Here is a 25743-nt window from a genome sequence, read left to right as displayed (position 1 = left end):
CCGAGCGCCTCGCAAACAAAACGCTTGTCGTGCAGCCTGCGTCGCCTGCCTCAACTTCGCGACCTCCGCCGCGCCGACTGTCTGCGCACCATTGTTCCACCCCGCGCGAACGAACGTTCTCGAGCACGCCGCCCGTCAGATACGCTCTGCTGCTTTCGTGCGTGCGGACTGCCCGCCGAAGCCATCGCCCGATACCGATTGCGCCGATGTCCGATGTCGCGTGTAATAGCCGTGCAAGCTCTCGCCCTGGAGTCGAACGATGAACGACCAACGCGCCATTCAGTTTCTTGGGGACATTCGCAAGCCGCTGCTCGTGCTGCACAAAGCGATACTCGATCACGAGCGCGCATCGTATGAAAAGGAGTTCGGGCCTGTCACGCCCGCCGCGTTCCTGCAGGTCTTGATCAACGGTTCGGGCTTTCGCTGGCTCACTTCGCTGTCGACGGTGATCGCCAATGTCGACGAGATTCTCGACAACGACGAAGCGACTTCCGTTGAACGCATCGCGGCTGTGGAATCGATAGTGGGCCTTTTCTCCGACGATGCGCCGGGCAATCTGTTTCTGCCGCGCTATCGGCAGATCTTGCAGAACAGCCCCGAGATACTTCATGCACATGGACAGGTCGCGCCAATATTGAAGTCGATCGAAGTGGCGTGATCCATCGTGATCCATCGAAACGAATCGCGCTCGCGCGGTTTGCGAAACGGAGCTCAACACCGATGAAGCAATGGACGCTCGATCAGACCTTCACATACCGCGATCAGGCAGTTCGCTATCGAACGTTCGGCGACGGTCCGCCGATCGTTCTGATTCACGGCACGCCGTTTTCGTCGTGGGTATGGCATCGGATCGCGCCACATCTCGCGCATGAACGCAAAGTGTATGTCTACGATCTGCCCGGCTATGGACAATCGGAAATGCGCGAAGGCCAGGACGTGTCGCTCGGCGTGCAGAACGGCGTGCTGGCCGCGCTGCTCGCGCATTGGAAGCTGGATGCGCCCGATGTCGTCGCGCATGATTTCGGCGGCGCGACGGCGTTACGCGCGCATCTGATCGATGGCTGCGAATATCGAAGCCTGACGCTGATCGACCCGGTTGCCGTCGCGCCCTGGGGCTCGCCGTTCGTCAGGCACGTGCGCGAGCACGCGGCGGTGTTCGCTGGCCTGCCCGCGTATATTCATGCGGCAATCGTCGATGCGTATATTCGCGGCGCGGTCGCGAGGCCGATTTCCGCTGACGATCTCGCACCCTATGTCGAGCCCTGGCTCGGGGACATCGGACAGCCGGCCTTTTATCGTCAGATCGCGCAGATGGATCAGCGCTATACGGATGAAGTCGAAGTGCGCTATCCGCAGATACGCTGCCGCACGCAGATTCTGTGGGGCGAAGACGATCAATGGATTCCCATCGAACGCGGGCGGCATCTGGCGGGTCTCGTGCCCGGCGCGCGTTTTCAGGCCGTGCCGAACGCCGGACATCTGATGCAGGAAGACGCGCCCGAGGCCATCGTCGCCGCAGTCATGCGCTGGATCGATTGAGCGACGGACGCAAACGCAGCAAGGCTCCGGCGAGCTTCTTTCGCCGGAGCCTTCAGGCCGATCTTCCTCGCACGCGTTGAAACGGCTCGATCAGCTGCGTTGATGCGGCAGAAAAGGCATTGGATCGATCGGCTTGCCGTCGTGGCGCAGCTCGAACAGCACGGAGACGCGCGAGTTGTTCTCGCTGCCCATCTCGGCGATCTGCTGCCCCTTGCGCACGATGTCGCCCGTCTTCACAAGCAGTTTGCGGTTGTGCGCGTAGGCCGTCAGAAAGTCCTTGTTGTGCTGGACGATGATGAGGCTGCCGTATTCGTTGAGCCCCGTGCCCGCATACATCACCTTGCCGTCCGCTGCGGCGCGGATCGGATCGCCAGGCTTGCCGCCGATTTCGATGCCGCGCGTTTCGCCCGGCTGGAAAGCCTCGACGACGCTGCCTTGCGCCGGCCAGATCAACGACACGGCTTTCGCGTGACGCGACACTTCGGCGTTCACTTCGCGCGCTTCGGCGGCGCTCGGCGCGGGCGCAGCGGCCAAAGCCGTCGTGCTCTGGGCGTTGTTCGAGCCGTTGGCGCCATTCGAATCACCGCCGGTTGCGCTGCTGATCGTCGCGCCCGATGCATTGCCGGCGTTCGCATTGACGCCCGACGTCGATCCGTTCGAAGCCAAAGAAGATGCGACGGGCACCGCGACCATCTTGACGGCATCCGGCGACGACACCTTCAGCGACTGACCGGTCCGCAAGCGCGCGTGCGGCTTCAGATGATTCCACGCGACGATCTGCGCGACCGTCACGTTGCGGCTGCGCGCAATGCGGGCAAGCGAATCGCCGCGCCGCACCTTGTACATAACGGGCGGCACGGGCTGCGCGACCATCTGCGTCGCGGGTTGCACGGGCGTTGGATTGGCGGCCGTCTGATTGCTCGCGGCCGCGTCATTGTTATTTGCGTTCTGCTCGCCGACGTGCGCACAGGCACCCAGCATCAAGGCGAGTGTAAAGCTCGCGAAACTGGCCCACGTCTTGCCGAGTCCACTCATCGACATCTGCTCTCCCGCATTGTTCGTTAAAGACCGGATGCGCGCTTCTGCCTGCCCAGCAGGTGTCGACCGACACTCGCTGACGGTGGCGCGGCATGCCGCCTTGTTTGCGGCTGCAACCTTCCGGCACTGTGCCGGAACCAGCCGATGCCCTGACGGAGCCGCGTCAAACGTGATGCGATCTTCCGTCAAAAGGGCCAGATTAACCGTCTAAAATGAATCCGCATTGTAGAGTGCGTGCACCCGAAAAGCCGGCGGCCCGAACACTCTGATACAAATGAAATGTTTAACGGCGGTTTTTTTGCTTGCCCCGCCCTGCGGCGAGCGCCGCGCGGGCGTCGAAGCGTCATGGGCAACCGCTCAATCTCATATCGGCATGACGCGCGCGAAACTTGAGACGCACGCCGTTGCCCCCGCCGTTGCCCCTTGTGGAGACGAACCCATGACCGGCTCTGTCGAATCGAAAACGATCAGCGTGTCGATCGCGCGCGATTGGCGCGAAGTGTACGCGTTCATGGAGCACCCGCTGTCATTCGCGCAGTGGGCATCGGGGCTCGGCAAGCCGTTGCGCGGCGAAGGCTCGCTGTGGACCTTCGAAAGCGCCGACGGCCGCCCCGTCACCGTGCGCTTCACGCCGCACAATCCGTATGGCGTGCTCGATCACTATGTGATGACGGAACACGGTGACGAGATCTACATTCCGATGCGCGTCATCGCAAACGGCGACGGCACCGAAGTGCTCTTCACGCTGCTGCGCACGGCGGACATGAGCGACGCGCGATTCGCCGCCGACGCGCAATGGGTCGAGCGCGATCTCGCCGCGCTGAAGCGGTTTCTCGATAAGCGCTAGCGCAAGGCGCGCATCGCTTCATGCACGCACGATCGTCACGCCGAGCGCACCGAAGGGCGCGGTCGCTTCATGAGGCGTGCCCTTCTCGACGACGATCGTACTGGCGGCGTCGATGTCCGCGATCTTGTAGGCGGACGCGGCGTTCAGCTTCTCCGACGATGCCAGCACAACCGTCTCCGCTGCGTGCGCGGCAAGCGCGCGCTTGATGTACGCCTCTTCCAGGTCGCCCGTGCTGAGCCCCGCGTCGGGATGAACGCCCGTCACGCCCATGAAGTAGAGGTCGGCGCGAATGTGGCTGAGCGCATCGATGGCGGCGGCGCCCACCGTCACCATCGAATGACGGAAGAGCCGCCCGCCGATCAGCACGACTTCGAGTGCTTCGTGTTCCGCCAGTTCGACTGCGATGCTCGGACTGTGCGTGACGATTGTCGCGCGCAGATCGATCGGGAGGTGGCGGGCCAACTGGATCGCGGTCGTGCCGCCGTCGACGATCGCAATCTGCCCCGGCGCGATCATCTGCGCGGCAGCCCGTCCGATCGCCGCCTTCGCCTCCGAGCCGATCGACCAGCGCTTCGCCAGGTCCGCCACGGCCGGTGACGACGGCAAAGCGCCGCCATGGACGCGCTGCAACTTGCCTTCGGCAGCAAGCTCGCGCAGATCGCGCCGCACTGTGTCTTCCGATACACCGAACGATTTGCTCAGCGGCTTTGCCAGAACCTGGCCGTCGCGCTTGAGCGCATCGAGGATCAGCTTCTTGCGTTGAGAGGTCAGCATCGGGTTTGCCTGAATCGCCGGGACAGAGCCGCTAATTGGAGCCTGCGTGAGAATGCACGACTTTTCTTGATTTTGCATGAATCTGCACGATACCATGATTCGACCGCGCGGCCTATTCGGGCCGCGTCCTTACGGAATCGCCGCCCCCGATTCTGGCCTTCGCGACAAGGAGTGCGCATGAACGAGACCGCCGAACGCGTGCGTATCGTCGACGTGCAAGTGCTATCCGACGACTGGTACGTGCTGAAGAAAACCACCTTCGACTATCAGCGCGCCGACGGCTGTTGGCAGCGGCAGAGCCGGGAGACCTATGACCGCGGCAACGGCGCGACGCTTCTTCTCTACGATCCGAGGCGCCGGACTGTCGTGCTGACGCGCCAGTTCCGCTTCCCCGCCTTCGTCAACGGCCATGACGGGATGTTGATCGAGACGCCCGCCGGCTTGCTCGAAGAGGCGTCGCCGGAAGAAAGGATTCGCGCCGAGGTCGAAGAGGAAACGGGTTATCGCGTGCAATCGGTGCGCAAAATCTTCGAGGCGTTCATGAGTCCGGGCTCGGTGACGGAAAAGGTCTTTTTCTTCGTCGCCGAATACGACGCGGGTGCGCGAGTGGGCCGAGGCGGCGGAGTCGTCGACGAGGGTGAAGACATCGAAGTGCTCGAATTGCCCCTCGACGATGCGCTTACGATGGTTGCGCGAGGCGAGATCATGGACGGCAAGACCATCATGCTGCTGCAGTACGCGGCCTTGCATCTGTTTCGGGAATGAACTTGCGCGCTCGCAATCGCGGCGCCATAAAAAAGCCCGCCGCACTTCGAATGAAGCGCGGCGGGCAATGCGTGGGAATCTCGCGACACGAATGTCGCTTTCTACATGACGCTTAGAACTTGTGGCGCATCGCTGCGCGGAACGCAAACTGGTTCGCCGTCGACGACGGAGCCTGTGTGCCGAGGATGAACGCGTTGTCCATGATGGAGTTCGTCTTGTCGCCGGCGACCTTCTGGTACATGCCCTGCACGTAGAAGTCCGTGCGCTTCGAAACGTTGTAGTCCGCCATCAAGCCGACCGAGTGGACCTTCGGCTTCACGCCACCCGTCGATGCATCGTAGTTCTCCATCGTGTACACGTATTCGCCGCCGACGAAGAACGCGGGCGTGACCTGATACTTCGCATTCAGCTCGAAGTTCTGGAACTTCAGCGTATTTAGCGTCGCGCCCGGCGCGACGATCGCGGCCGGGTCAGCCAGATAACCGTTGCCCGTCGGGTTCTTATAGTTCGAGTTCGTGTACGCGAAGCCGACCGTCGCCGAGCCGAACGTGTAGTTGATGCCCGCACCAAACACGCGCATGCGTTGCGCAAAGAAGCTGGCGTCGTTGGTTGCGATCGCGCCGCCCGTCGTCGCGCCCGCGTTGTTTGCCTGCAGATACGCTGCAGCGAGCAGCAGACCGCCCGTCGCGTATTGCGCGCCAAAGCTGTACTGACGGTCGTTGGCGAAGTTCGTGTCGTTGCTGAAGCTGTACGTGCCGCCGAACTGGAAGCCCGCGATGTCGGGGCTCGCGTACTTGATCGTGTTGTTGACGCGGAACGAGTTGTCCGTGTTGTCGTTGTCGAACGGATGCGAGAACAGGTAGCCGGACCAGTTGCCGTTCGACGTCGTTTGCGCAAGGTAATCAACGACGGAGTCGTATTGACGGCCGAATGTGACCGTACCGAACCTGTCGTTCGACAGACCGACATACGCCTGGCGGCCAAACATGCGGCCGCCTTGACCGAGCCGGCCGCTATTCAGGTCGAAACCGTTTTCCAGCTGGAAGATCGCCTTGTTGCCGTCGCCCAGGTCTTCCGCGCCTTTCATGCCCCAGCGGCTGCCTTGCGCGTAGCCGCTTTGCAACTCGACTACGCTGTTGCCGCCGACGTTGTTCGTATAGTCGATGCCCTCGTCGATCACGCCATACAGCGTGACACTGCTTTGTGCAAAGGCGGGAGCGGTGAACGCGGCGGTGGCGGCCAATGCGATGACCTGTTTTTTCATTGAACGATCTCCGTTTGTTGGTAGAGGTGTGATTTGGCGGGTTCTGCTTGTCACGATTATTTATTCGCGATGCTAACTATTACGAAAGCTTCCTGACGACATACCTGCATGCGCTCATGACTCACAGCGCATGCAGCGGACGAGATGCTGCCCTGGCTAATCGGGGCAGTCCAGTTGAAGCATTCACAGGTGTGAGATTCGTTGTGAAATGCCCACGAATGGTGCGTCAATCCGTGTGATTGAATGGGTCTGTCAGATTAGTTCTAACGAGACGTGAATCACGTCCGTTAAAACTCTCTTCTCAGAGACAGTCGCAAGGTGAATCGGAATTGTCTGATTTGATGTGTCGAATCGTCTTTGTATTCTCTGCACCTTTATCTGGCGTCCGTTGAAGCGCGTATTGAATCTCGCCTCACACTCCTGGTCACCATGTGTCACGGCGCCGTTACGCAGCAGGGAATGCATTGATGAAGATGACTCATTGTCCTGATTCATACAGTTCACGCCACGCCGTGCCCAATTCAACTGCTAGTCGCCCCGTACACCTTATTGGAATCATCGTTTTCGACGGATTCTCGATGTTGCCCGTGGCAGAAATCGTCGATGTCTTCGATAAGGCGAATCACGTTCTCGCGCTCGAGCACGTCGATGCGCCCACCTACCGCACCGCGTTCATTTCCATCCAAGGCGGTTGTATATCCAGCTCGGCGCACATCGACGTGTTGACACAATCGGTCAAACTTTTGGGTAAAGCACGGGCGCTCTTCCTCGCGAGTGGCGAAACGGTCGTCGACGCCACCCTGCATACGCAATCCCGTGGATGGCTTGGCAACGCGGCAGTTGAAGCAGACGAGGTCTTCGCTATTGGGAACGGCGACGCGTTGCTGTCCGCAGTGAGGGGCTCAAGTCGTTGGTCTGCCGAAGGCAAACAGACTGCTTCAAGTGACTTGGGCGCTATGGACACTGGGAGCGTCACTGCCCCGCACGATCCCATGCCACGCTCCGGAATCCGGCAGGCACTCGAAATAATCCGACGGGATTTAGGCGTTTCCGTTTTGCGTCGTGTTCTGGAGTTGCTGCCCGATATAAATCAGCCAGAGCTTGCTGTCATCACGAGCGATAACGGCAAATCGATCAGGCAAAAGATTCACGAAAGTGCGCGGTGGATCACTCGCAACTGCAACAAGTCGATTTCAATTATGGTCGCCGCCCAAACAGCGGGAATGAGTGACCGCTCTTACTTGCGGCACTTCCGCGCGGAAATGGGCGTCAAGCCTTCTGAGCATCTCCGGCGTTCGCGCGTCAAGCTGGCTGCAGCCATGCTGGAATCGAGCGATCTGCCTGTCGACAAGATTGCCAGGCGGTGTGGGCTAACGAGCGGGGAATGTCTTGCACGGTTGTTCCGGCAAGTTTGGCACATTTCGCCGACAGAGTATCGGAGTCGGCTGCGTTCTGCTTGTGCAAAGACGTGAGCCAGTTTGTTGGGAAGAAGAAGCTGCGTATTCTGAATGTCATTGGCCGAACAACCGATGCTGACACCTATTTCAAAAGCCACCGACTTTCTCTGTATTTCGGGGGCTGCTTATATTTCGCAAAGCATCGTCTTTCACGACAGTACTACGTTCTCACACATTGACGGTCTAATGGGCCTGCTCGGGCTCATGCTTCCATTTATAACGTTTCGGTTTATCAGCGTTTACCGGCCCTTTCGTTATGATTCTGCGCTCGCCAGTGTCATGCGCGTCCTGCTCGCATGGTTTTTCGCCCAACTAGTTCTAGCTGCGTTATCACATGCCTATCCGGGCAGCGAACTGCGAAGACATTGGTTGTTGTGGTGGACGGCAATAGCCGCATGCGCGCTTGTCGCTGGACGCTGCACAATCCACGCTTTGCCATCACTTCTGCGCTCGCGGCGATTCGCACCGGCGCGAATCGCCGTCGTCGCGTCGTCCGCAGCGAATGGTGATCCGCTCATGCGGATAGCTCAGGAGACGAGTGATGCCTTCCTCCCAGAGGTAATTTTCGATCCTTCACTTCCACACGATACCATAATCGATCAGATCCCAGTGGTGCGCGAATTGAGTGTGTTCAAGCAGCTTGTACGGGTAAAAAAGCTTAGGGAAATCTGGATCGTCAACCCGCCATTTGAGCCGATTTCTGTCGAGCACCTGATCGAAGAATTTCGGGACGAGTTCATCAATATTCGTGTGCTGCCGCTCTTTGAAGAGAGCATGCCTGTTTGGCCTGTAGTTGGCGACTTTCGCGGTGTTCCGGTCCTGAACGTCCTGGCTACGCCTGAGCGGGGTTGGGACGTCCTGCCTAAAGAAATATTCGATCGCGTGTTCGCTTTATTCGCTCTACTTGCTATCTTCCCAGTTTTATTTGCAATAGCAATTGCGGTTAAATTTTCGTCGCCAGGTCCAGTTCTATTTCGGCAGCACCGTAAAGGTGCGAATGGCGATATTTTTTCAATCTATAAATTTCGCACGATGTTCGATGGGGCAAATCAACCAGGCTCTGTCGTTCAGGCACGCAAGGGAGATGCGCGTGTCACTAAAGTTGGACACTTTTTACGAAGTACGAGTCTCGATGAATTACCTCAGTTTTTTAATGTTCTAAAAGGTGAAATGTCGATTGTCGGACCACGTCCGCATGCGGTCGAACATGACGAGTATTACAAGAATCTAGTTCAGCACTATATGTTCCGCTATCGGATCAAGCCTGGAATAACGGGCTGGGCGCAGATTAATGGATATCGAGGAGAGACGGCGGAGATTGAGAAGATGGAAGCGCGAGTCAAGTTCGACATCTATTACATCAAGCATTGGACGTTCTGGATGGATGTGAAGATTATCGCGTTGACTGTTGTGAAAGGTTTCATGGGCAGCAGCGCTTACTGATACGTACTTTCATAATTTTAACGATACGGGAATCGAAGACGTCGTCAAAAATGTGCTTCACTTACCTCTATCGCCATCCCCAATCAGCCTCTCAAATCAAGATGACCTGATGCAGATTATTAGGATAATGTGATACACGATATGTCACTCAAACAGATATCCATATTAGGTACTCGTGGAATCCCGGCAAATCACGGTGGATTTGAAACCTTTGCTGAGCGACTTGCGCTTTACCTGACTAAACGCGGTTGGAAAGTCACCGTTTATTGTCAGGGTGGTATTGGACAATCCGAAACGATTGAAGATATATGGCATGGCGTCAATCGAATTGTCATTCCGGTGAGTCGCGCAGGGGCGTTAGGGACGATCGAATTCGACTGGAATTCAGTACGGAATGTCGTAAGCCGACGCCCTACACTCGTCCTTACGCTTGGTTATAACACGGCAATTTTTTGCACGTACTTACGCTGGCACGGCATCACCAATCTGATCAACATGGATGGACTGGAGTGGCGACGCGATAAATGGAAGTTTCATGAGCAGGTCTGGTTGTGGCTCAACGAGCGAATCGGATGCTGGTCAGGAAATCATTTGATCGCTGACCATCCAGCGATAGCCACCCATCTGGCTACGCGCGTCAAGCGACGCAAAATTACGACGATTCCGTATGGCGCGGACGCTGTCGGCGACGTTGATCGCTCTTCGCTGGACGTGTTGGGATTGGAAGGCGCAGTTTACGGCCTGGTCATAGCGCGGCCAGAACCGGAAAACTCAGTGCTGGACATCGTGACGGCATTTTCCCGGCGACCACGCGATGCAAAACTCGTCGTGCTCGGAAAATACGATCCTGATACCCACTCTTACCACCGCGAGGTGTTAGATGCGGCAAGCGAGGAAGTTCTGTTCCCCGGTGCAATATACGATAAGACTGTGCTGTGCGCGCTGCGGCGGCACGCGCATTTTTATGCGCATGGACATCGCGTCGGGGGCACAAATCCGTCGCTTGTCGAAGCTCTCGGAGCAGGGAGTGCAGTGATTGCGCATGATAACGTCTTCAATCGTTGGGTAGCGGGACCTGAAGCGAAATTCTTTACGACGGAAGCAGACTGCGATCTGCACATCTCCGCCTTGCTTGCAGATCCGGCAACGGCGCGGGCTATGAGTCTGGCGAGCACGCAGCGGTTTGAAAGTGCGTTCAGATGGGATAGCGTGCTGGCACAGTATGAGGCGCTGCTGGATCGGCATCTGGATGGCGCCGAACGCCGTTCGCCGATACAGCCCGTGTCGGTGCCAGTTGCCGCAGAACACACGGCGGCGTTCGATCTGCGTGTGCCGGCAGCAAGCGGAGATTCCGGGATGGTGAATGCTGAGAGCATGAAGATGCTGGAGACGAAGGTCGATTGAGCACTGCGTCGATTGTCATCTGCAACTTCGCACCCTCTCTTTCCGCATATCATGAACCAGTGCCTCGATCGTACTTGCTTCGCGCCTATTGGCGTTGCTGTCATTGCCTTGGTGCTTGGTTGCTGCAAGTCGTATGGTGCAGACTCGGTCCGCTACGAAGCCGTCGATGCCACCGCGTTCAAGCCGGAACTGGTCTATGACACCACGCGAGCCGCAGCCCCACTCCGTGCACAGGACCGAGTCGTGATACGCGACGGTCATTTCTACACGGTCGGCGATCCTGCGACGGCAAATCGCGGCAAGCGGATTCGCTTCTTCGGCGTATCGCTCGCGCTATCAGCAAACTTTCCGTCCGATGACGACGGCGAAGCACTGGCGCAACGACTCGCCGCGTTGGGCGTGAACATCGTCCGCCTCCACGCGATCGATCAGCCCGCGCAGCATGATCCGGCCGGCCCAGTGGGCGTACTGGTCGATGCCGTTCGTCCACAACTCGATCCGCAGGCGATTCAGACCTTGTCTCGCTTCATTGCGCAACTGGGGCGTCACGGTATCTACGTTGATCTGAATTTGTTCGCCAATCATGCCTTCCCTGCGACCAGAAGAGGCGAGCACATCCCAGCACAAAGCAAACCGCTGCCGATCTTCGACGCCGACATGATGGCGTGGCAGGAAACCTACGCAAGGACCCTGCTTTCCGCGCTGCGTCTGCAAGGCTCCCCTGATCTAGCGCTCGTCGAGATCAACAATGAGTCGACACTGATCGACGCCTGGCAGGAAGATACGTTGCCCACACTCGTCACGGGCCGGTTCCGCACTGAATTGTGCGAGCAGTGGGCCGCCTATCGGGCGTACCTTCATCTCCACGCGATGCCTCTTCCCCTATCGAGATCAGGACTTTCTGATAATGACGCGCGCGCGGCCGCGCGCTTTTTTGTCGAACTTGACGAACGCTACATCGATCGCATGGTCGCGGTGGTCAAAAACGTGCTCGGTGACGATGTTCCAATCTCCGGCACGCAGATCATCCACTCAGGACGCTGGAACCACGGCGGGTTCGCGAACTTCGACATCAATCGCGCCGCGACCTTTACCGACGCTCACTTCTACGTCGACCACTATTTCTTCCCGCACCGTCAATGGGACTGGACGGACTGGCGCATCTCGAATGGCTGGCTCGGCGACTCGCCAATTGAGACACTGTTAAATTCGGCGTTCGCGAGATCCGCACGGCGGCCCTTCGTCATTAGCGAGTTCAATCAGGCCTGGCCCAACGAACAGGGTTCCGATCTGCTGCCGACGGTCACGCAATTTGCGGTCTCACAAGACTGGGACGGCCTGATCCTTTACGACTACGCGCACGACCGCGACTGGTCCGCCGCCACGCCGTCCGATTTCAGCCTGCGGGGTGACCTGACCAAGCTCATTCAGTTCGCGCAATGCTCGGCCTATTTCCGTTCGCTACCGCCAGACACGTCGCTCGCGCAATTGACGATCACCTTGCCCCGCGATGACCGTATCATCGCTGCCGCCAACCGGATAGCAGGTAATCTGGCGCCCTATCTGTGGAAGCATTTCGGTGTAGAGTCCGCACTTGCGATGCATCGGCAGGTATCCATCGCTAACGGAACTACGGCCGGCCGGCAAACGGCGGCGGCCGGCCGTACATCGTCGTATTTCGCTTATGACGGCACCTTGCGGCAATTCACGTTCGGATCGGCGTATGCCGCGGGAGTGTCAGGCTATCTTGAAGCCGGTCAACTAGTGAAGTCGTCGGTGCTCGGCGTCACACTTTCGCCAGATAACCGCGACTTTGCAACCGTCTTTCTCACAAGTCTTGACGGAAAACCGCTCGTTGACTCCACTCGTCTATTGCTGACAATTCCGGGTGCGACGATGGGCACCGGCGCGGCAGGCTCGCAACGCCTGCAGCCGGTCGACTCGCTTGGGGCATGGCAGACAATCGCCCCTGAGCACGGCGGCGCACCATCGGCAAGCCTCTATCAGGTGCCTGGACCTACGCAGATGGAACGAATTGCGGCTACGATCCGTGTCGAAACCGCTGCCAGACACGCGACCGTCATCGCGCTCGATATGCGCGGAGAGCCACTTCGCTCCATCGACATCTCTACCGTCGATGGAAGCCTGATTTTCGACGTCAACCGCGCAGAACAGTCTTTCTCAGCCACCTACGTCATTTCAATCCGGCGTTAGCGTTCGCACCACTCACGGATCGCGACCGAAGCAGATCAGACACGCCACGGCGAACCTCCTTCATGCGCACAGGGCCTTACGCTGGACGAGTGCGGCAGCGGCGCGCGCCAAGACTCACGATGGCGCGGCCGCCGGCCCGTGTACCGAGCGTGGACGCGAGCACGGCGACGAGCGTCGTCAACGGACTCGCAAGAAGCCAGAAGTGGGTCTCCGTCACGCCGAACAGCAGGCCACTCACGAGCGCTACGCCGAAGAATGCACTGCAACGCCGATCGAAGGACGCCATGCAACGGAATCCGAACATCGCAATCGCGAAGATGACGAGGCCGACGTATCCCTCCCCATAGACGAGGTTGGCGTAAAGGCCGTCGATTCCTGCGCCGCGTGTTGTATTGTCGGCGAGCAGATTCGAACCCGGCGGGAGCAGACCCACGCCCAACACCAGGTCGTTCGCGGACAAAAGGACTTGCACGGCGAACGACAAGCGGCCACTGAGTTTGTCATCGATCACCTGAGCGCCCAGCGACACGTATGCGAAATACACGCCGCCCGCGATGCCAACCACCGCGCATAGCTTCAGTAGCACACTAAGAGCCTTTGCACCGCGGCCTGGCGTGTACCTCACATAGGTCAACACAATCACGTTGAACAGCGAGAGCAAGGTGGCGACAACCAGGACTGCCAGCGTCGTGCGTGAGCCCGTCAACGTAAGCGTGACCACGCTGAACGCGACGCAGAGCACGTCGAACGATTGCGGCCTGCGTTTCACCCGCATGCCGAACATGATGATCGTTATCAAATAGATCGCTAGCGGATACATGGCCGCGATGTTCGGGTGGGCGAACGCCCAGCTTGCACCCTTGTCCCACCCTGCCATGTCCGTCCGGTCGGGGATAAACGGATGCGCGACAATCGCCAGTCCAAGCGCGAACAGGTTGACGCGTCGGAACTCGACGAGCCAGGTTTGCACCGAAAAAATGCGGGGCGCGACCAGCAGGCAGCATGCGTAGGTAACCAGAAAATCGACGAAGAACAGGAGCGCGGTGCTTAGTTGACCAGGCGAGCGGACCAGCTCGACAAACTTCCATACGAACACCAGCGTGAAAGGGATGAACAAGCCCCGGGAAGCGAGAACGATGCGCCCGCGCAGCAAATCGCGCATCGTCATCCGGAAGATGAGCAGCGCGGCGATTCCCCAAAACCCCACACGCGAATTTTGCACGTGGAGATCCGAATACTGGTATGCAGGCACTAGTAGCCAAAGATAAAAGAGAATCCTGTCTAGCAGATAGACTCGCTCCCCTGTCGCGCTTATCACTCTTTGCGTGCTGCTCATCGAATTCACTCGAACGTCTGGGTCTACGTGCGCCGGCTATTCGCATGCAGCAAAACGACGACCGTCAGTCCGGCACCGAACACGGCGATAAACGCAAGGCACGCGGCGGCGAACTTCAACAGGTTGCTATCGAAATGCCACGACGCCAAAAAACGATTGCTGGCAACCGACGCAACACCGCCTGCCCCCGCCACCGCCAACAACAAATCTAGCCGTATCCGCCATCTCACGAATTTCCTTCCGCGCAGCGTACAGAGCACGCAGTAGGTCGATCCCGCGAGCAACGCCGCCACTCCCGCGCCGATGCCGCCGAACCACGGTGTGAGCGCCACGCTCAACGCCCCGTTCAGCAGCAGCACAGTCGCGGCAAAAACACACATCGTCGTCTTCTGTTCCTTGAACTCGAGAGGCTTGTGAAAGAACGGCCCCAACGAGAAGCTGAACGCGGATGCGGCAAGCAGCGGCAGCAGCGGCGCCGCCGCGACGAATTTCTCGCCAAGGAAAAGCCGTGTTGCCGGCTCGGCTACAACACTGACGATCGCAACCAGGGCAACGCCAGCGCACAGTAACGCAGTCAGCAAATTGCCGAGCAGGCGCGATGCCGCCTGCTCGTTTTGTACATTCCAGGCGGCCATCAGCGGCGGCCATGTCGCAGCCAGGATAGGCGCCATCACGAGATTGACTGAGCCGACCACCAACGTAGACGCTGCACCGTACAGCCCGGCGGTCGCCGATCCCGCGAGAGCTCGCACTAGCAGACGATCGCAATACATCGCGAGATTCATGAAGATGAACCAGAGCGTCATCGCGCTTCCGTAGGCGCGTAGTTTGCCCAACACCAGCCACGCCCGGCGCGACTTGAGCTTTGCAAGCACTCTCCTGTCGAACAGGCCCGCTTGCGATGCCCCGAGCACCACGCCGATGCACTGTGCAGCAGCGCACGCATACAGCAGACCGCCAATGCTCTGTTGCGATGCGCGGCACGCCAGCAGCGAAAAGCCCATCTTCAGTCCTCCGGCACATGTTTGCTGCAACGCATAGGACCATGCGCGCTGCTCGGACTGCAGCGTCGTGCCGACCAGCGTAAAGAGCGTCTGCGCAGCGACGGCGACAATCGCAATCAGCCAAAGCTCGCTGCCGATGGTGCGGTCCAGCAGGTTAAACAGCGCTGCAAGCACATAAGGCACTGCCAGCACGAGTAGTATTCCACCCGCGCCCAGCAATACGGCCGCCTTCGTATAGTCCGACGCCAGCGCCCCAGAACCAGCAAGATAGCGCCCGGTCGCCTGCTGCAGCCATTGTCCGATAACGGAGCTCGCCAGCACGATCGCGGTCACGAACACCGAGTAATTACCATACACGGCCGGCACCAACCGGTGGGTCAGCAGCGAGATGAGAACGATATTGAGCCCCGCGTTGCCACCCATGCCTAGTGCGTACGGCATGTAGGTAGACCAGAGCTTCGCCAGACGATACGCGCCGGTGACGCGATCTATTCCACCCGTCATGGCTTGCCCGCCGCAGGGTTCTCTGCCAGCACGGTAAGCAGCTTGTCGAGCGATGCCTGCAGCGTGGACCGCTGCGCGAGCTCGATGGATCGCGCGGCGAAGGCCGCGCGTCGTTCATCGTCGGCTAGCAGCGACAACAGCGCCTTGCTGAGCGCGCGTGGCTCCTTCGGTGGCACGACAATCCCGTTGTCGCCGTCGATCACGAAATCCCGCGTGCCGCCGTTGTCCGTGGTAACAACCGCGCATCCGCAGGCCATCGCCTCCAGCACGGGAAGACCCCAGCCCTCTCTCCAGCTTGGACACACGTAGATTGACGACCCGTTGTAGATCGCATCGCGCAACACCTGCCGCTCCGGGTTTTGCACGTACGTGATCCAGCCGGGCAAAAAGTCCGGTCGTGCGGACGTTCCGAACAGAATCGCCTGCAGTTCCGGAAATTGTGTTTTCGCCTGCTCCAGTGCGGCCACGCCATCGGCCGCCCCCTTCCACGCGTGCGGGGAATACAACATGCTGACCACACGCGGACGCTTTGCGATCGAAGCGGTAACAAAGAACTCGCCATGGTCCACAGGATTCGAAACCTGATGGACCTCATCGCCCGAAAGTTCGTTGATCAGCTGTTTGAGCCACGTCGAAATCACGATCTTGTTCATCGTCGACTTCAGCGTGCCGTCGACCCGGTGCGCCGGGCCGGACCAAGTCTCGTAATGCTGGACAAAGTAGAACTTCCGGCCCTTGCATGCCGGATAGTGCTCGACATATTCAGCGGTGCGCCACAACGAAGCAACAATCACATCGGCATCGGGAATAAAGCGCGAAAAGAGCGCAGGAACCACGCTAATTTTCACGGCGGGATGCATCGGCATCCACGGTACGTCGGTTTTGCCGCGAGTCGGCCAGACGGCGGCGAACCGCGCGCAATCGACACCAAGCGAGAGAAGCTTCAACGCGAAACTCTTCCTGAGACTCCATAGAAAGAGCGTGCGCGGATGCAGAACTTCGACGGTGTGGCCGGCGCTCGCGAGGGCATTCGCATACTGATAGACGATTTTGCCGCCGCCGGTGGGTCCGGCGGTCAGCCGAGGCAGGATGAACGTGATTTTCATATGGCGTGGAACCGGGTCAGCGAATTTCGCGCCGAAGGGCCGTCACAGGCAACCGTTGCGCGGCGGATACCTGCGGGCAAACAACCTCAGCAATCGCGCACATATACGTGTCTACCGTGAACGACCTGATATACCTCTGCCGTGCGGCTGCCGCCATGCGTTGATAGGCGACGCCCGTCATTGACAATGCGCGCTCGACCGCACACACAAAGTCCTCAGCGTCGTTCGGCTTAAACAGGAACCCCGTCACCTCATCCGTCACGATCTCCGTCAAACCACCCGTGGCCGATGCGATCACGGGCCGCCCCGCCGCGAAGCTCTCGATCGCCACTCGCCCGAACGGCTCGGGCAGAATCGAAGGCACCAGGATGAAATCCGCCCACGCGTAGTGTGCAGCCGGATCGTTCGTGAAACCTTCGATAGCAACATGCTGTGCACAAGCGTTTGCCGTCTCCTGAAGCTTCACTAGCAAATCCTCATAGCCGGCAAAGACGTCCCCGACTACGCGCACCTCGACAGATAACTCACGCCCACGCGTGCGCAGGGCATCGAGCACGAACTGCTGTCCCTTCCACGGATTGATCCGGCCGATGATCGCAAGCCGCAGCGCACGTCCGCGTCGCGAGGTGGCGGTCGCGCTTGTGCTGAATACGTCGACGCCGTTGTGAATCACCGAACCCGGCAGGTTGAACGCCGCTGCGGTCGCGTGAGAGTTGTAGATCAACGATGCACGCGAGAACCTCAGCATTGCCTTGAACACTCGGCACGCGAGCGCGGACGGAATCTCCCGCACATGCACGTAGGCACCGCCACGCCGTCCGCGCAACGCCGCAATCGCGGCCACGCACACGACCGTATTCACGTAGCAGATATCGTAGGAGCGAACCAAGCGGCGATATTCAAGCCACGCAGTCACCATACTCTTGAGCGTGCGCCATGGATGCACTTTGAACTCAATCTTTCGCAGGATGCCCCGTCCGTCGAACATGATCTGGGTCGAATACGGCAACAACAGATCGATGATCGGCCCGGGTTCGGGCAGCACTATGTCGATCGTCGCGTCGGGATACCGTCCGCGCAACGCGCATACGGCCGAAACGAAACTGCGGTCCGATCCATACAGTTCCGCGCCCTGGTGAATCATCAGGATGTTCAGGCGTGCACTCAACGGAACACCTCCGCTATCAGGTCATGAAACTTGAATGGCGTATTCAGCCGCCTGGATGCGCGCCACGCTTTCCAAAGGACATAGCACCTTATCGCCAACTCTTCCCCAACGTTCCTGTCGAAGACACGCAGCCACGACTGCCAGAGCCATATCTGACGTTCAAGCGCGGCATCTGAATCGGTGATGCTGCGCAATGCGGAGTCGTGTCCTAGCACCGCATCGTGAAGATAGGCGCTCCCGCCGTGCTGGGCGAGATCGCGGCAGAAACGCGTATCGACCCCATAGAAGCGAAGCCGCTCGTCGAACGGTCTCTGTCCTAATCGTGTCAGGAACGAACGCGCGATGCACAGCCCGCTCATCATGGCCGTGAAGTGGCGCGGCAATATGTCGTTGACCCTCAGGTGCGTAAGCGGGGCGCCTTTGATCCACCGCAGTCGCCCAGGACTGATCACACGTTCGTCATGTTTGATGACAGGAACGAAAACCTCGGCGTGCACGCTCGCGATACTCGCAGCGAGGCTCCGGAAGAACCATTCGTCGACGCTGGAATCCTGATCGAAGACGATCACGTAGGAACCAGTCGAATTGCGAAAGAGCGCGTTATATACCCTCGACAGCGGCTCGTTATCCTGTGACGCGATATAGCGCCATTTGAACGGCAGAAAGCCCTGTTGGGGAGGTGTTGGGACGGATGCCGCGTTGTCCCAAATGTGAAGTTCAACGTCGAAACCCAATGACCGAAAATTAACCCTGCTGAGCGTGACGAGCGTTTCGGCCGCGTCGGGCCTGCGCCTATAGAGCACGACGAAGATGTCAAGCGTCGGCATCGCTGTCCTCGCGGCGACTACCGATAGTGCGTCCGGGAACTCCCGCGACGATCGAAAACCGCGGCACGTCACGCGTGACGACGCTACCCGCCGCAATGACGCAGCCCTCGCCGATGGTCACGCCCGCGAGCACTGTAACTCGCGCGCCCAACCAGCAGTCTTCTCCAATCACGATCGGCTTGCGCGTGGTCCCCTGCTCGCGAATCGGGCGCGAAAGGTCGCTAAAGTTATGATTCTCCGGATGCGCAGTGAAGTGCTGTCCGATGATCGTGTTCCGGCCGATCGACACGCCTCCCGATCCGCCCACGCTCGAATACTCGCCAATGCCGCAGCCGTCGCCAATATGTATGTAGTTGCCCGGCCGACCGATATCCGTGCCGACCACGAGCCGTGCGTAAGCACCGATGTTGACGCGGGCACCGAACCGAAGACCGTCACGGCCAAGGCCACTCAGTATTGCTCCCTCGCCAATCACAGTGTAGCGGCCCAATTCGATGTTGCGTGCGAACCGAAGCCTTACGCTGCGCCCCATGAAGCAGAACGTAGCGCGTTTGCAGCGCAACGAAAGCAGCGTGCCGCGTACGCCGTTCACAGCCTGCTCCCACAAAAACCAAAGCAGGTCGCTGCTGTTGATTTCGTCGCCTATCTGTTTGCCCGGGCGAACGCGCAGAAGCGCGCGATTGACGATGCCTTTTAGCACGCTGACGCTGCCTTTTGAGCCGTCCGAAGAAACACACCGCGCGCGGCATTGGCCGTGTGCAACATCGTCTTCACGCGACAGTGCGCGCGGTGTCGCGGCCAATCGTCTAGTACGTCCATCCGCCCTCCATCATCTCGCGCGGGTCGCACAGATTGGGCCGATCGAAAACCAGCATGTCGTTCAGGACGACCTTCACCTGTTCGAAATCCTAGCTGCGGAACTCCTTCCGCTCGCTCAGGATCAATCCCGCCGGGCCACATGAAGCCTTCGACGGCGGCACCCTCCTTGCAGAATTCCGGGTTCGATACGACGGCAAACGGTATAACGTCGATGTATTGCGTCGAAAGTTCTGCCGCTACCGTCTGACGCACTTTGTCGGCAGTGCCAGCGGGCAGCGTCGATTTATCGACGATCACCTTGAACGCAGTCCTATGCTGGCCGATATTGCGCGCCGCTTCCAGTACATACTGCACATCGGCCGAACCGTCTTCATCAGGTAGCGTACCCACAGCGATGAACTGAACGACGCCGTGCGCGACGGAATCGGCGACGTTGGTCGAAAATCTCAGGCGCCCTGCGTTGCGAGTGCGAGCGATGACGTCTGCGAGGTCCGGTTCAAAGCCGTTATTGAGCAGTTCAATCTTGGTGGTGTAGATGTCGAAGCACAATACATCGTTGCCGAGTTCAGTAGGACACGCACCGGTGACGAGACCGACATACCCAGTTCCAACAATCTTGACTTTCATTGATTCGTATATCAGTAAGGTGACGTAGGAGAACGTCTCATTAATCAATACTCGAGCGCTAATCACTTCAAAATCGCACCCCGATCATTTCCGTACTTGTACGCGACGTACCTGTAGGAACCATACTTCGATCTGTATCCGAAAGCTCGCGGCTCGATACCATTGAAGATCACGCCCTTAGGGATACTGTTGGCGCGTCGCAATTGATGCGTACTCTCGACAAGTTCACCAATCGTTGTCTTCTTCGAATAGGCAACGAGAAATACTGTTCCGGTATTTGAAGCCAGAATTGATGCGTCGGGCGCGGCCAATACAGGAGGCGTATCGATCAGAACCATGTCATATCGGCTGCTGAGTGTCTCCAGAAGGCGCGTCATGTTTTCACTTAGAAGGAGATCTGACGGATTCGGAGGAATGCTTCCTGTTGTAATCAGATCTAGCCCCGGCGAAACGTCACGCAGGATTACATCGTCCAGCGCGGACTGATTTGCTAGAACATTCGAGAGCCCAAGACCGCGCGGCTTGCCGAATTGGGCATTTATATGGCCTCGTCGCATGTCCGCGTCGACAAGCACAACCCGCTTGCCACCCCCGCACGCCACAGCCGCCAAGTTTGCCGCAAGAAACGACTTACCGATTCCTGGTGACGGACCTGTCAGCATAAGACGATTATTTTGCGCTTCGAGCATAGCGAACGCCAACGCGGTTCGGACGCTTCGAAGACCCTCTATTGCGGGCTCATCGGGATAACGATTAGCCAAAAGAACCTTTTCATTGAACTGAGCTGAATCGTTGAGCAGTTTCTGCGCTGTCGACAACGGTATCGTTCCGTAGATGTTCAAGCCCACGAAGCGCTCGATGTCATGAGCCTCTGTTATTCCGCCATAAAGGCTCTCGCGAATGAACGCTGCCATCGCGCCAATTAGCAGACCGATCACTACTGCGCTACCGATGACAATTGTCTTCTTCGGCATAACAGGCTCTTCGGACACGCGAGCGTAGTCGACCTGCCGCACGCTTCCCACCTTCCCGGCAGCTACAAGTTTGAGTTGCTGGATATTGTTGAGCGTCCCCACGTAGATGTCGGTATCGACCTGAACGTCGCGCAGCAGCGACACGGTATCCTGCTCGATGCTTGGCAGCAGTTTTATCCTGCCGCTCACATCGGCCAGCTTCAACTTGATCGTGGAAATTTGCTGATCTAGCGCTTGCAGAGCGGGATGGCCATCGGCAAACCGCGTGGCCATTTCGGCACGCTTCTGTTGCAAATCGGCGAGACCGCTTTGTGTGGTGACGCTTTCCTGGAGGTAAGCTTGGGCTTCCAAACCTAGGTTAAATGTGCCCTTCTTGCTGCGCAACTCGTTGTACCGCTTCTCAACCGTATCGAGGCTGTTTTTCAGTCCCGGCAGTAGGCTTTCCAGGAACTTCGACGACTTCTCAGCTTCCGCGTTCTTACGTTGAACGTTCTGATCAACATATGCGTGACCGATCGCATTCAGTATGTTAGCAATCTGGTTTGCGTCATTTCCGCGCAGAGTTGCGCTCAGAACATTACTTTGCTTACTCCTTTGTGCGATTACCAGCTTCTGCTGCAGATCTGTAATGGTCTTCAGTTCGGACTCTCGCGAGAGGTTGAATACTGCTCCCGGATTTCCATCGATGCTCGTAACAAGGATGCGCATCTGCCCGACGCCCTGGTTGACAGTGGTCAACTGGCCCACGTGTCCGTCAATCGGCTTGTCAAGACTGGAATGTTCGAGCCTGTACCGGTTACCGCCTAGAACCGTCAATCGGAACCTTTCCTCTTCGAGTTCTTTTGGAACATCAAAGGTTGCAACCTCGATCTTCTCGTCCCCCCAGCAATAGCCACCAAATCCGAGCAGGCCGGGGCGCGAAAGGCTCTTTGCGTTCTCAGCAATACGCCAGCCGAAAATTGGAAAGTATCGCGGTTTTGCCTTGATATAGAGGTGCAAGTCGTCAACCGCATGCTCCACGACCATCCGCGACTGAAGGATCTGCACCTCGTCCTCTGCTTGCGTTTTGACGTCAAACAAAGACGAAACGCCCGCAAGCAACGAACTGGCGCTTGTCGGATTGTCTTCCTCCACCTGGATCAGAATGTCGGATTCGTACGTCGGATGGACCAGAAACGCAAACACCACCCCCATGAGAAGTGCGAATGCGCAGACCCCAGCAATCAGCCACCTGCTCTCGACCAGAATATCTAAATAACGAACAACCTCGACCTCTCCGTTAGATTCATCCGTTCCGCTCTTTAATTCGTTGATCATGTTAGTGTTTTTCAAAACCTTGCCAACGCCCGTATGCGGGGAGTCCACAATTTGACACCGCGCCGTATCAACTGGAACGAGTCAACAAAATGATCCAAGGATTTGCGGTATGGATCCGGCACATCGAAATCCTCATGCTCGCCCAGTCGAAATACCTTGCCTGATGCGAAAGGATGCCGTCGAATGATCTCGTGTTTGTGGCTGCCTTCCATGGCGAGTATCAGATCCGCACCGCTCACAAGCGCGCCATTGATCTGCTGAGCGTGATGCGAAGAGATGTCTAATCCGAACTCAGCCGCGACCCGAATTGCACTTTCGTCGGCCGGATGTCCAACCAAAGCGTCAAGCCCTGCCGACAAGACGCGGATATCCTTCAATTCCTGACGCAAAATGTATTCAGCCATTGGGCTACGGCAAATATTGCCAACGCACACCATGAGTACGGTCCGTATCATTTGGCTACGATCGCTCCTGTAAGCGCTGCATTGATCGCCGGAAGCAAGAGGCTTAGAACACGGCTAAAGCGCACCAGTCCATTACCGTCGACATAAACGACGTCGCGAGGATTGAGCTCGAACTGGTTCGCAAGGATCATCGAAACCGGGGACTTCGCATCGAGGTGATAGATTTGCGGAGCCGGAGTCATCGAGTCACGAATGACATACACTTCCGATGCGTCCGCGCTTGCGTTATTCAAACTTCCAGCCTGGGCGATCGCATCACTCAGGGTCAACCGTCCGCTTTTCATTGGCACTGCAGTGACAGGCTTGTTCACTTCCCCCATCACGAATACACCGTTGTCGTCACGTGCCACTACGCGAAGTAGGTCGCCGTTCCTCAGGATGATGTTCGCCGGGTTCAGACCTTTGTCCAGCATCCCGGTGAGATCCAGCGGGTAGGAACGTCCACCGCGCACCAGCACCATCCGGCTCTGATCTGCAGTGGACGCGAATCCGCCCGTTCTGTTCACTGCTTCATAGAGGGTCATCGGAACGTCGTTAAGTGGCAGCGCACCTGGCAGGTGCACCTCGCCATCGACATATATCTGCTTGGCGCGAAACGAAGCAACGCGAACAGTAACTTGCGGCTTGATGAAGACCTTTGCTAGCGCGACAGCCAGACGCCGCTGAACCTGCTCAGGCCTAAGACCCTCGACGTGGATCGGTCCTGCATATGGAAAATCCAGAATACCGTCCTGATCGATGACGAATCCAGGCACTGGGTCCGAGGGGCGCGTTGTCGTTTGCCCGACAGGGCCTTGCGATGCTGCCAACTCTGGGTGATCCCAAACAGTGATCTGCAGCACATCTCCCTTGCCCAGCGTATAGGGTTCAGGGTTCGTCAAAAGACTTTGCACTTCGCTCGAGCCGGCACGCTTCAAGTCATCTTTCATCCGCGCAATCAGCACGGCATCTATATTTGTGATTGACAGGTGCTCGCTCTGCGCCCCGGTTTGCGCCTCGGCCTCGCTCGCCGACGATATAGCGAGCGTATTCATCTTCATGCCGGGTGCCATTGCACAACTCGACAATCCCTCGCACGCCGCAAGCAGCATCGCAAGACAGCAACTCATTCCATAGCGCTTGCGCGGCACGTTCGAAACCGCTCCCATCTGCCTGTCCTTTATCTCCACTCGCGCTGATCCCTAAGCGGCCGCATCGCGGTTCCCTCATGCCATACCAAGTGCTTCAATGAAGACTTCGCCGAAGATCGAGCCTGAATTGTGCTTGCCGTCCCTGACGTAGTTGACGTCGGTAATCGGATCATCGAAATCCCGTGTCCTGCACTGCGTGTCATCCCGCGATCCAGCGACCCGCAAGCATACGAATCCGGCCCGGAAATTTCCGGCCAATACCCGAACCGTTTTCGCCAACCCTTCATCTCATTTTTATTGGCGGACACTGCCCTCGGACCCGTAATACCCACCCCGCATGCTCACCTTTCCAACAAAAACGCAACCAGGAGGAACTCTGAGAGATAATGGCGGTCCATTTTGGGTCGTGCATGCGATTCCGTGGCGTGCGCCCAATGCCGAAAGAGGTCAGCAGGGCCGTCACGAACCGCCGCTCAAACGCGCCATCAAGCCATGCCGCGAACGAGCCAGGCACGCACACGCAAGCACACCCCACCCGTTTTCCCGTCTCATCGAAACCGCGCTGCGCGCCGCCCGCGCACCGTTTCGCGGAGGCGCTTTGCCATCGAAACTGCATGCGGACATCCACAAACCGTCTGATCGAGCTGGACTTCTTCCGAGGACTGGTTCTTCTGTTTATCGTCGTCGACCATATCGGCGGCAGCATCCTGTCGCGCGCCACGCTGCATGCGTACGCGCTGTGCGACGCTGCCGAAGTCTTCGTCTTCCTCGGCGGGTTTGCGACGGCGACGGCCTACGCGTCGCTCGCGAAGCGCCACACGGAAGCCAACGCGCGCAACCGTTTCTTCCGGCGCTCCGTCGAGCTGTATAGGGCATTTCTGATCACGGCTGTCCTCATGCTCGTCGTGAGCGCGGTGATGAGCGCATTCAGCATCGACGCGCCCAACATGGCCACGACCGATCTCGACGACATGATGGATACGCCCACGGCCGTGCTGCGCGACATCCTGCTGTTCCGCCGTCAGCCCTATCTGGCGTCCGTTCTGCCGATGTACGCGTTCTTCGCGTTCGCCGTACCCGTGGTCTTGCCGCTCGCGCGCAGCAAGCCCTGGCTGCTGCTTGCAGGCAGCCTGGCCGTGTGGTCGATTGCGCCGTGGATGCTGCCGCATCTGCCCGTCGCAGAAGACGCGCAGTGGGACTTCAACCCGTTCGCATGGCAGTTGATGTTCGTATCAGGAGTGATCGCGCAGACTCAGCCCGTCTATCAGCGCGCAAGCGCGCACCGCTATGGCTGGATCGTGACGGCGCTCGCGTGCGCCGTGGTCGGAACGGCCGCCTGGTACAAGCTGTTCGTCGAAACGGTGCCGCTCGATGGCAGCCTCAAGCAGAATCTGTCGTGGCTGCGCGCCGCGAACTTCCTCGCGATCGCGTGGCTCGCCGCGAATATGGTGCGCATTGGCTGGGCAAAGGCGATCGCGCAGCGCCTGCCATGGATCGGGCTCGTGGGCCGCAAAGGCCTGCTGTGCTTCATCGCGGGCACGGTGATCTCGCTGGTCGTCGACTCGCTCCTGTACACCGCAACCGACGGCTACCTGAACGTTCCGCTCGGACTCATCGCGGATACCGTCGCGATCGGTTCGCTGTTCGCGGTCGCCAGAGTGTCCGCGCCGATCGCTCGCGTGCTGACCTTGCGTCTACGCGGCTCGGGCCCAGCCTGATCGG

Annotated in this window: 21 protein-coding genes and 1 pseudogene; 9 read left to right on the top strand and 13 right to left on the bottom strand. The window is 58.5% G+C overall.

Annotation, left to right across the window (positions count from 1 at the left end; genetic code table 11):
- Positions 1–259 precede the first annotated feature (259 nt).
- Both BN2476_RS29940 and BN2476_RS29935 read left to right on the top strand, forming a co-directional pair.
- Entirely contained in the window at positions 260–658 is a 399-nt protein-coding gene (locus BN2476_RS29940; protein WP_087737835.1) for a hypothetical protein, read from the top strand.
- A gap of 62 nt (positions 659–720) precedes the next feature.
- The gene (locus BN2476_RS29935; RefSeq protein WP_087737834.1) at positions 721–1539 is read left to right on the top strand and encodes an alpha/beta fold hydrolase; all 819 of its coding nucleotides are present in this window, start codon (positions 721–723) and stop codon (positions 1537–1539) included.
- 90 nt (positions 1540–1629) lie between these two features.
- Here the strand turns inward: BN2476_RS29935 and BN2476_RS29930 are convergent, their stop codons facing one another.
- A complete protein-coding gene (locus BN2476_RS29930) occupies positions 1630–2580 on the bottom strand; it encodes a peptidoglycan DD-metalloendopeptidase family protein (protein ID WP_087737833.1) in 951 nt (316 codons plus the stop codon).
- A 436-nt stretch (positions 2581–3016) separates the two neighbouring features.
- Here BN2476_RS29930 and BN2476_RS29925 point away from each other — a divergent pair, with 436 nt between their 5' ends.
- Positions 3017–3424 carry a polyketide cyclase gene (locus BN2476_RS29925; RefSeq protein ID WP_087737832.1) on the top strand — a complete coding sequence of 136 codons (408 nt, stop codon included), beginning with the start codon at positions 3017–3019 and terminating at the stop codon, positions 3422–3424.
- 18 nt (positions 3425–3442) lie between these two features.
- Here the strand turns inward: BN2476_RS29925 and BN2476_RS29920 are convergent, their stop codons facing one another.
- A complete protein-coding gene (locus BN2476_RS29920) occupies positions 3443–4294 on the bottom strand; it encodes a DeoR/GlpR family DNA-binding transcription regulator (protein WP_087737831.1) in 852 nt (283 codons plus the stop codon).
- A gap of 81 nt (positions 4295–4375) precedes the next feature.
- On the opposite strand from BN2476_RS29920, the gene BN2476_RS29915 reads away from it, so the two are divergent.
- Positions 4376–4963, top strand: a complete 588-nt coding sequence (locus BN2476_RS29915) for an NUDIX domain-containing protein (protein ID WP_087737830.1) — start codon at positions 4376–4378, stop codon at positions 4961–4963.
- Positions 4964–5075: 112 nt separating this feature from the next.
- Here BN2476_RS29915 and BN2476_RS29910 read toward each other — a convergent pair whose 3' ends face one another.
- Positions 5076–6227 carry a porin gene (locus BN2476_RS29910; RefSeq protein WP_087737829.1) on the bottom strand — a complete coding sequence of 384 codons (1152 nt, stop codon included), beginning with the start codon at positions 6225–6227 and terminating at the stop codon, positions 5076–5078.
- A gap of 467 nt (positions 6228–6694) precedes the next feature.
- Here BN2476_RS29910 and BN2476_RS29900 point away from each other — a divergent pair, with 467 nt between their 5' ends.
- The 4 genes from BN2476_RS29900 (at position 6695) to BN2476_RS29885 (ending at position 12745) form a co-directional block, all read left to right on the top strand.
- A complete protein-coding gene (locus tag BN2476_RS29900) occupies positions 6695–7699 on the top strand; it encodes a helix-turn-helix domain-containing protein (RefSeq protein ID WP_087737827.1) in 1005 nt (334 codons plus the stop codon).
- 57 nt (positions 7700–7756) lie between these two features.
- Positions 7757–9127, top strand: coding sequence for an undecaprenyl-phosphate glucose phosphotransferase (locus BN2476_RS29895; protein WP_087737862.1), 1371 nt, complete (start codon positions 7757–7759; stop codon positions 9125–9127).
- 141 nt (positions 9128–9268) lie between these two features.
- Positions 9269–10531, top strand: coding sequence for a DUF1972 domain-containing protein (locus BN2476_RS29890; RefSeq protein WP_087737861.1), 1263 nt, complete (start codon positions 9269–9271; stop codon positions 10529–10531).
- Positions 10532–10582: 51 nt separating this feature from the next.
- Positions 10583–12745, top strand: coding sequence for a hypothetical protein (locus BN2476_RS29885; protein ID WP_143811074.1), 2163 nt, complete (start codon positions 10583–10585; stop codon positions 12743–12745).
- A 76-nt stretch (positions 12746–12821) separates the two neighbouring features.
- Here the strand turns inward: BN2476_RS29885 and BN2476_RS29880 are convergent, their stop codons facing one another.
- The 10 genes and pseudogenes from BN2476_RS29880 to BN2476_RS29835 all read right to left on the bottom strand — a co-directional run bounded on the left by BN2476_RS29880 (position 12822) and on the right by BN2476_RS29835 (position 24039).
- Positions 12822–13967 (bottom strand): hypothetical protein, encoded by a 1146-nt coding sequence (locus BN2476_RS29880; protein WP_143811073.1) that lies wholly within the window; start codon positions 13965–13967, stop codon positions 12822–12824.
- A 137-nt stretch (positions 13968–14104) separates the two neighbouring features.
- The gene (locus BN2476_RS29875) at positions 14105–15589 is read right to left on the bottom strand and encodes a lipopolysaccharide biosynthesis protein (RefSeq protein WP_087737824.1); all 1485 of its coding nucleotides are present in this window, start codon (positions 15587–15589) and stop codon (positions 14105–14107) included.
- The gene (locus BN2476_RS29870; RefSeq protein ID WP_087737823.1) at positions 15586–16695 is read right to left on the bottom strand and encodes a glycosyltransferase family 4 protein; all 1110 of its coding nucleotides are present in this window, start codon (positions 16693–16695) and stop codon (positions 15586–15588) included. Before BN2476_RS29870 ends, BN2476_RS29875 begins: the two co-directional genes overlap by 4 nt.
- 16 nt (positions 16696–16711) lie before the next feature.
- Positions 16712–17863: a glycosyltransferase family 4 protein gene (locus BN2476_RS29865; RefSeq protein WP_087737822.1), complete on the bottom strand. Its 1152-nt coding sequence runs from the start codon at positions 17861–17863 to the stop codon at positions 16712–16714.
- Positions 17860–18690 (bottom strand): glycosyltransferase family 2 protein, encoded by an 831-nt coding sequence (locus BN2476_RS29860; RefSeq protein WP_087737821.1) that lies wholly within the window; start codon positions 18688–18690, stop codon positions 17860–17862. Before BN2476_RS29860 ends, BN2476_RS29865 begins: the two co-directional genes overlap by 4 nt.
- A complete protein-coding gene (locus BN2476_RS29855; RefSeq protein ID WP_087737820.1) occupies positions 18677–19390 on the bottom strand; it encodes an acyltransferase in 714 nt (237 codons plus the stop codon). The genes BN2476_RS29860 and BN2476_RS29855 overlap by 14 nt, the downstream gene beginning before the upstream one ends.
- A gap of 242 nt (positions 19391–19632) precedes the next feature.
- Positions 19633–20136, bottom strand: a pseudogene (locus BN2476_RS29850) (UDP-glucose 6-dehydrogenase); the annotation flags it as partial.
- A 62-nt stretch (positions 20137–20198) separates the two neighbouring features.
- Positions 20199–22427, bottom strand: coding sequence for a polysaccharide biosynthesis tyrosine autokinase (locus BN2476_RS29845; protein WP_087737819.1), 2229 nt, complete (start codon positions 22425–22427; stop codon positions 20199–20201).
- An 11-nt stretch (positions 22428–22438) separates the two neighbouring features.
- Positions 22439–22882: a low molecular weight protein-tyrosine-phosphatase gene (locus BN2476_RS29840; protein WP_087737818.1), complete on the bottom strand. Its 444-nt coding sequence runs from the start codon at positions 22880–22882 to the stop codon at positions 22439–22441.
- On the bottom strand, positions 22879–24039 hold the full coding sequence (locus BN2476_RS29835) for a polysaccharide biosynthesis/export family protein (protein WP_438942910.1): 1161 nt from the start codon (positions 24037–24039) through the stop codon (positions 22879–22881). Before BN2476_RS29835 ends, BN2476_RS29840 begins: the two co-directional genes overlap by 4 nt.
- Before the next feature lie 596 nt (positions 24040–24635).
- On the opposite strand from BN2476_RS29835, the gene BN2476_RS29830 reads away from it, so the two are divergent.
- Positions 24636–25739, top strand: coding sequence for an OpgC domain-containing protein (locus BN2476_RS29830; protein WP_087737817.1), 1104 nt, complete (start codon positions 24636–24638; stop codon positions 25737–25739).
- Positions 25740–25743: the final 4 nt, after the last annotated feature.

It is taken from the genome of Paraburkholderia piptadeniae, assembly GCF_900007165.1.
GTDB classification, from domain to species: domain Bacteria; phylum Pseudomonadota; class Gammaproteobacteria; order Burkholderiales; family Burkholderiaceae; genus Paraburkholderia; species Paraburkholderia piptadeniae.
The sequence above is the reverse complement of the archived record's forward strand: the minus strand, read 5'-3'. Positions and strand labels throughout refer to the sequence as shown.

What these genes read in the sequence shown, in the direction of transcription:
- BN2476_RS29885 (WP_143811074.1), top strand. Translation starts at nt 10,583, where the DNA reads ATGAACCAGTGCCTCGATCGTACTTGCTTCGCGCCTATTGGCGTTGCT.
- BN2476_RS29915 (WP_087737830.1), top strand. Translation starts at nt 4,376, where the DNA reads ATGAACGAGACCGCCGAACGCGTGCGTATCGTCGACGTGCAAGTGCTA.
- BN2476_RS29940 (WP_087737835.1), top strand. Translation starts at nt 260, where the DNA reads ATGAACGACCAACGCGCCATTCAGTTTCTTGGGGACATTCGCAAGCCG.
- BN2476_RS29835 (WP_438942910.1), bottom strand. Translation starts at nt 24,039, where the DNA reads ATGGGAGCGGTTTCGAACGTGCCGCGCAAGCGCTATGGAATGAGTTGC.
- BN2476_RS29925 (WP_087737832.1), top strand. Translation starts at nt 3,017, where the DNA reads ATGACCGGCTCTGTCGAATCGAAAACGATCAGCGTGTCGATCGCGCGC.
- BN2476_RS29845 (WP_087737819.1), bottom strand. Translation starts at nt 22,427, where the DNA reads ATGATCAACGAATTAAAGAGCGGAACGGATGAATCTAACGGAGAGGTC.
- BN2476_RS29870 (WP_087737823.1), bottom strand. Translation starts at nt 16,695, where the DNA reads ATGAAAATCACGTTCATCCTGCCTCGGCTGACCGCCGGACCCACCGGC.
- BN2476_RS29900 (WP_087737827.1), top strand. Translation starts at nt 6,695, where the DNA reads ATGAAGATGACTCATTGTCCTGATTCATACAGTTCACGCCACGCCGTG.
- BN2476_RS29930 (WP_087737833.1), bottom strand. Translation starts at nt 2,580, where the DNA reads ATGTCGATGAGTGGACTCGGCAAGACGTGGGCCAGTTTCGCGAGCTTT.
- BN2476_RS29890 (WP_087737861.1), top strand. Translation starts at nt 9,269, where the DNA reads ATGTCACTCAAACAGATATCCATATTAGGTACTCGTGGAATCCCGGCA.
- BN2476_RS29935 (WP_087737834.1), top strand. Translation starts at nt 721, where the DNA reads ATGAAGCAATGGACGCTCGATCAGACCTTCACATACCGCGATCAGGCA.
- BN2476_RS29830 (WP_087737817.1), top strand. Translation starts at nt 24,636, where the DNA reads ATGCGGACATCCACAAACCGTCTGATCGAGCTGGACTTCTTCCGAGGA.
- BN2476_RS29840 (WP_087737818.1), bottom strand. Translation starts at nt 22,882, where the DNA reads ATGATACGGACCGTACTCATGGTGTGCGTTGGCAATATTTGCCGTAGC.
- BN2476_RS29895 (WP_087737862.1), top strand. Translation starts at nt 7,757, where the DNA reads ATGCTGACACCTATTTCAAAAGCCACCGACTTTCTCTGTATTTCGGGG.
- BN2476_RS29875 (WP_087737824.1), bottom strand. Translation starts at nt 15,589, where the DNA reads ATGACGGGTGGAATAGATCGCGTCACCGGCGCGTATCGTCTGGCGAAG.
- BN2476_RS29910 (WP_087737829.1), bottom strand. Translation starts at nt 6,227, where the DNA reads ATGAAAAAACAGGTCATCGCATTGGCCGCCACCGCCGCGTTCACCGCT.
- BN2476_RS29860 (WP_087737821.1), bottom strand. Translation starts at nt 18,690, where the DNA reads ATGCCGACGCTTGACATCTTCGTCGTGCTCTATAGGCGCAGGCCCGAC.
- BN2476_RS29920 (WP_087737831.1), bottom strand. Translation starts at nt 4,294, where the DNA reads ATGGTATCGTGCAGATTCATGCAAAATCAAGAAAAGTCGTGCATTCTC.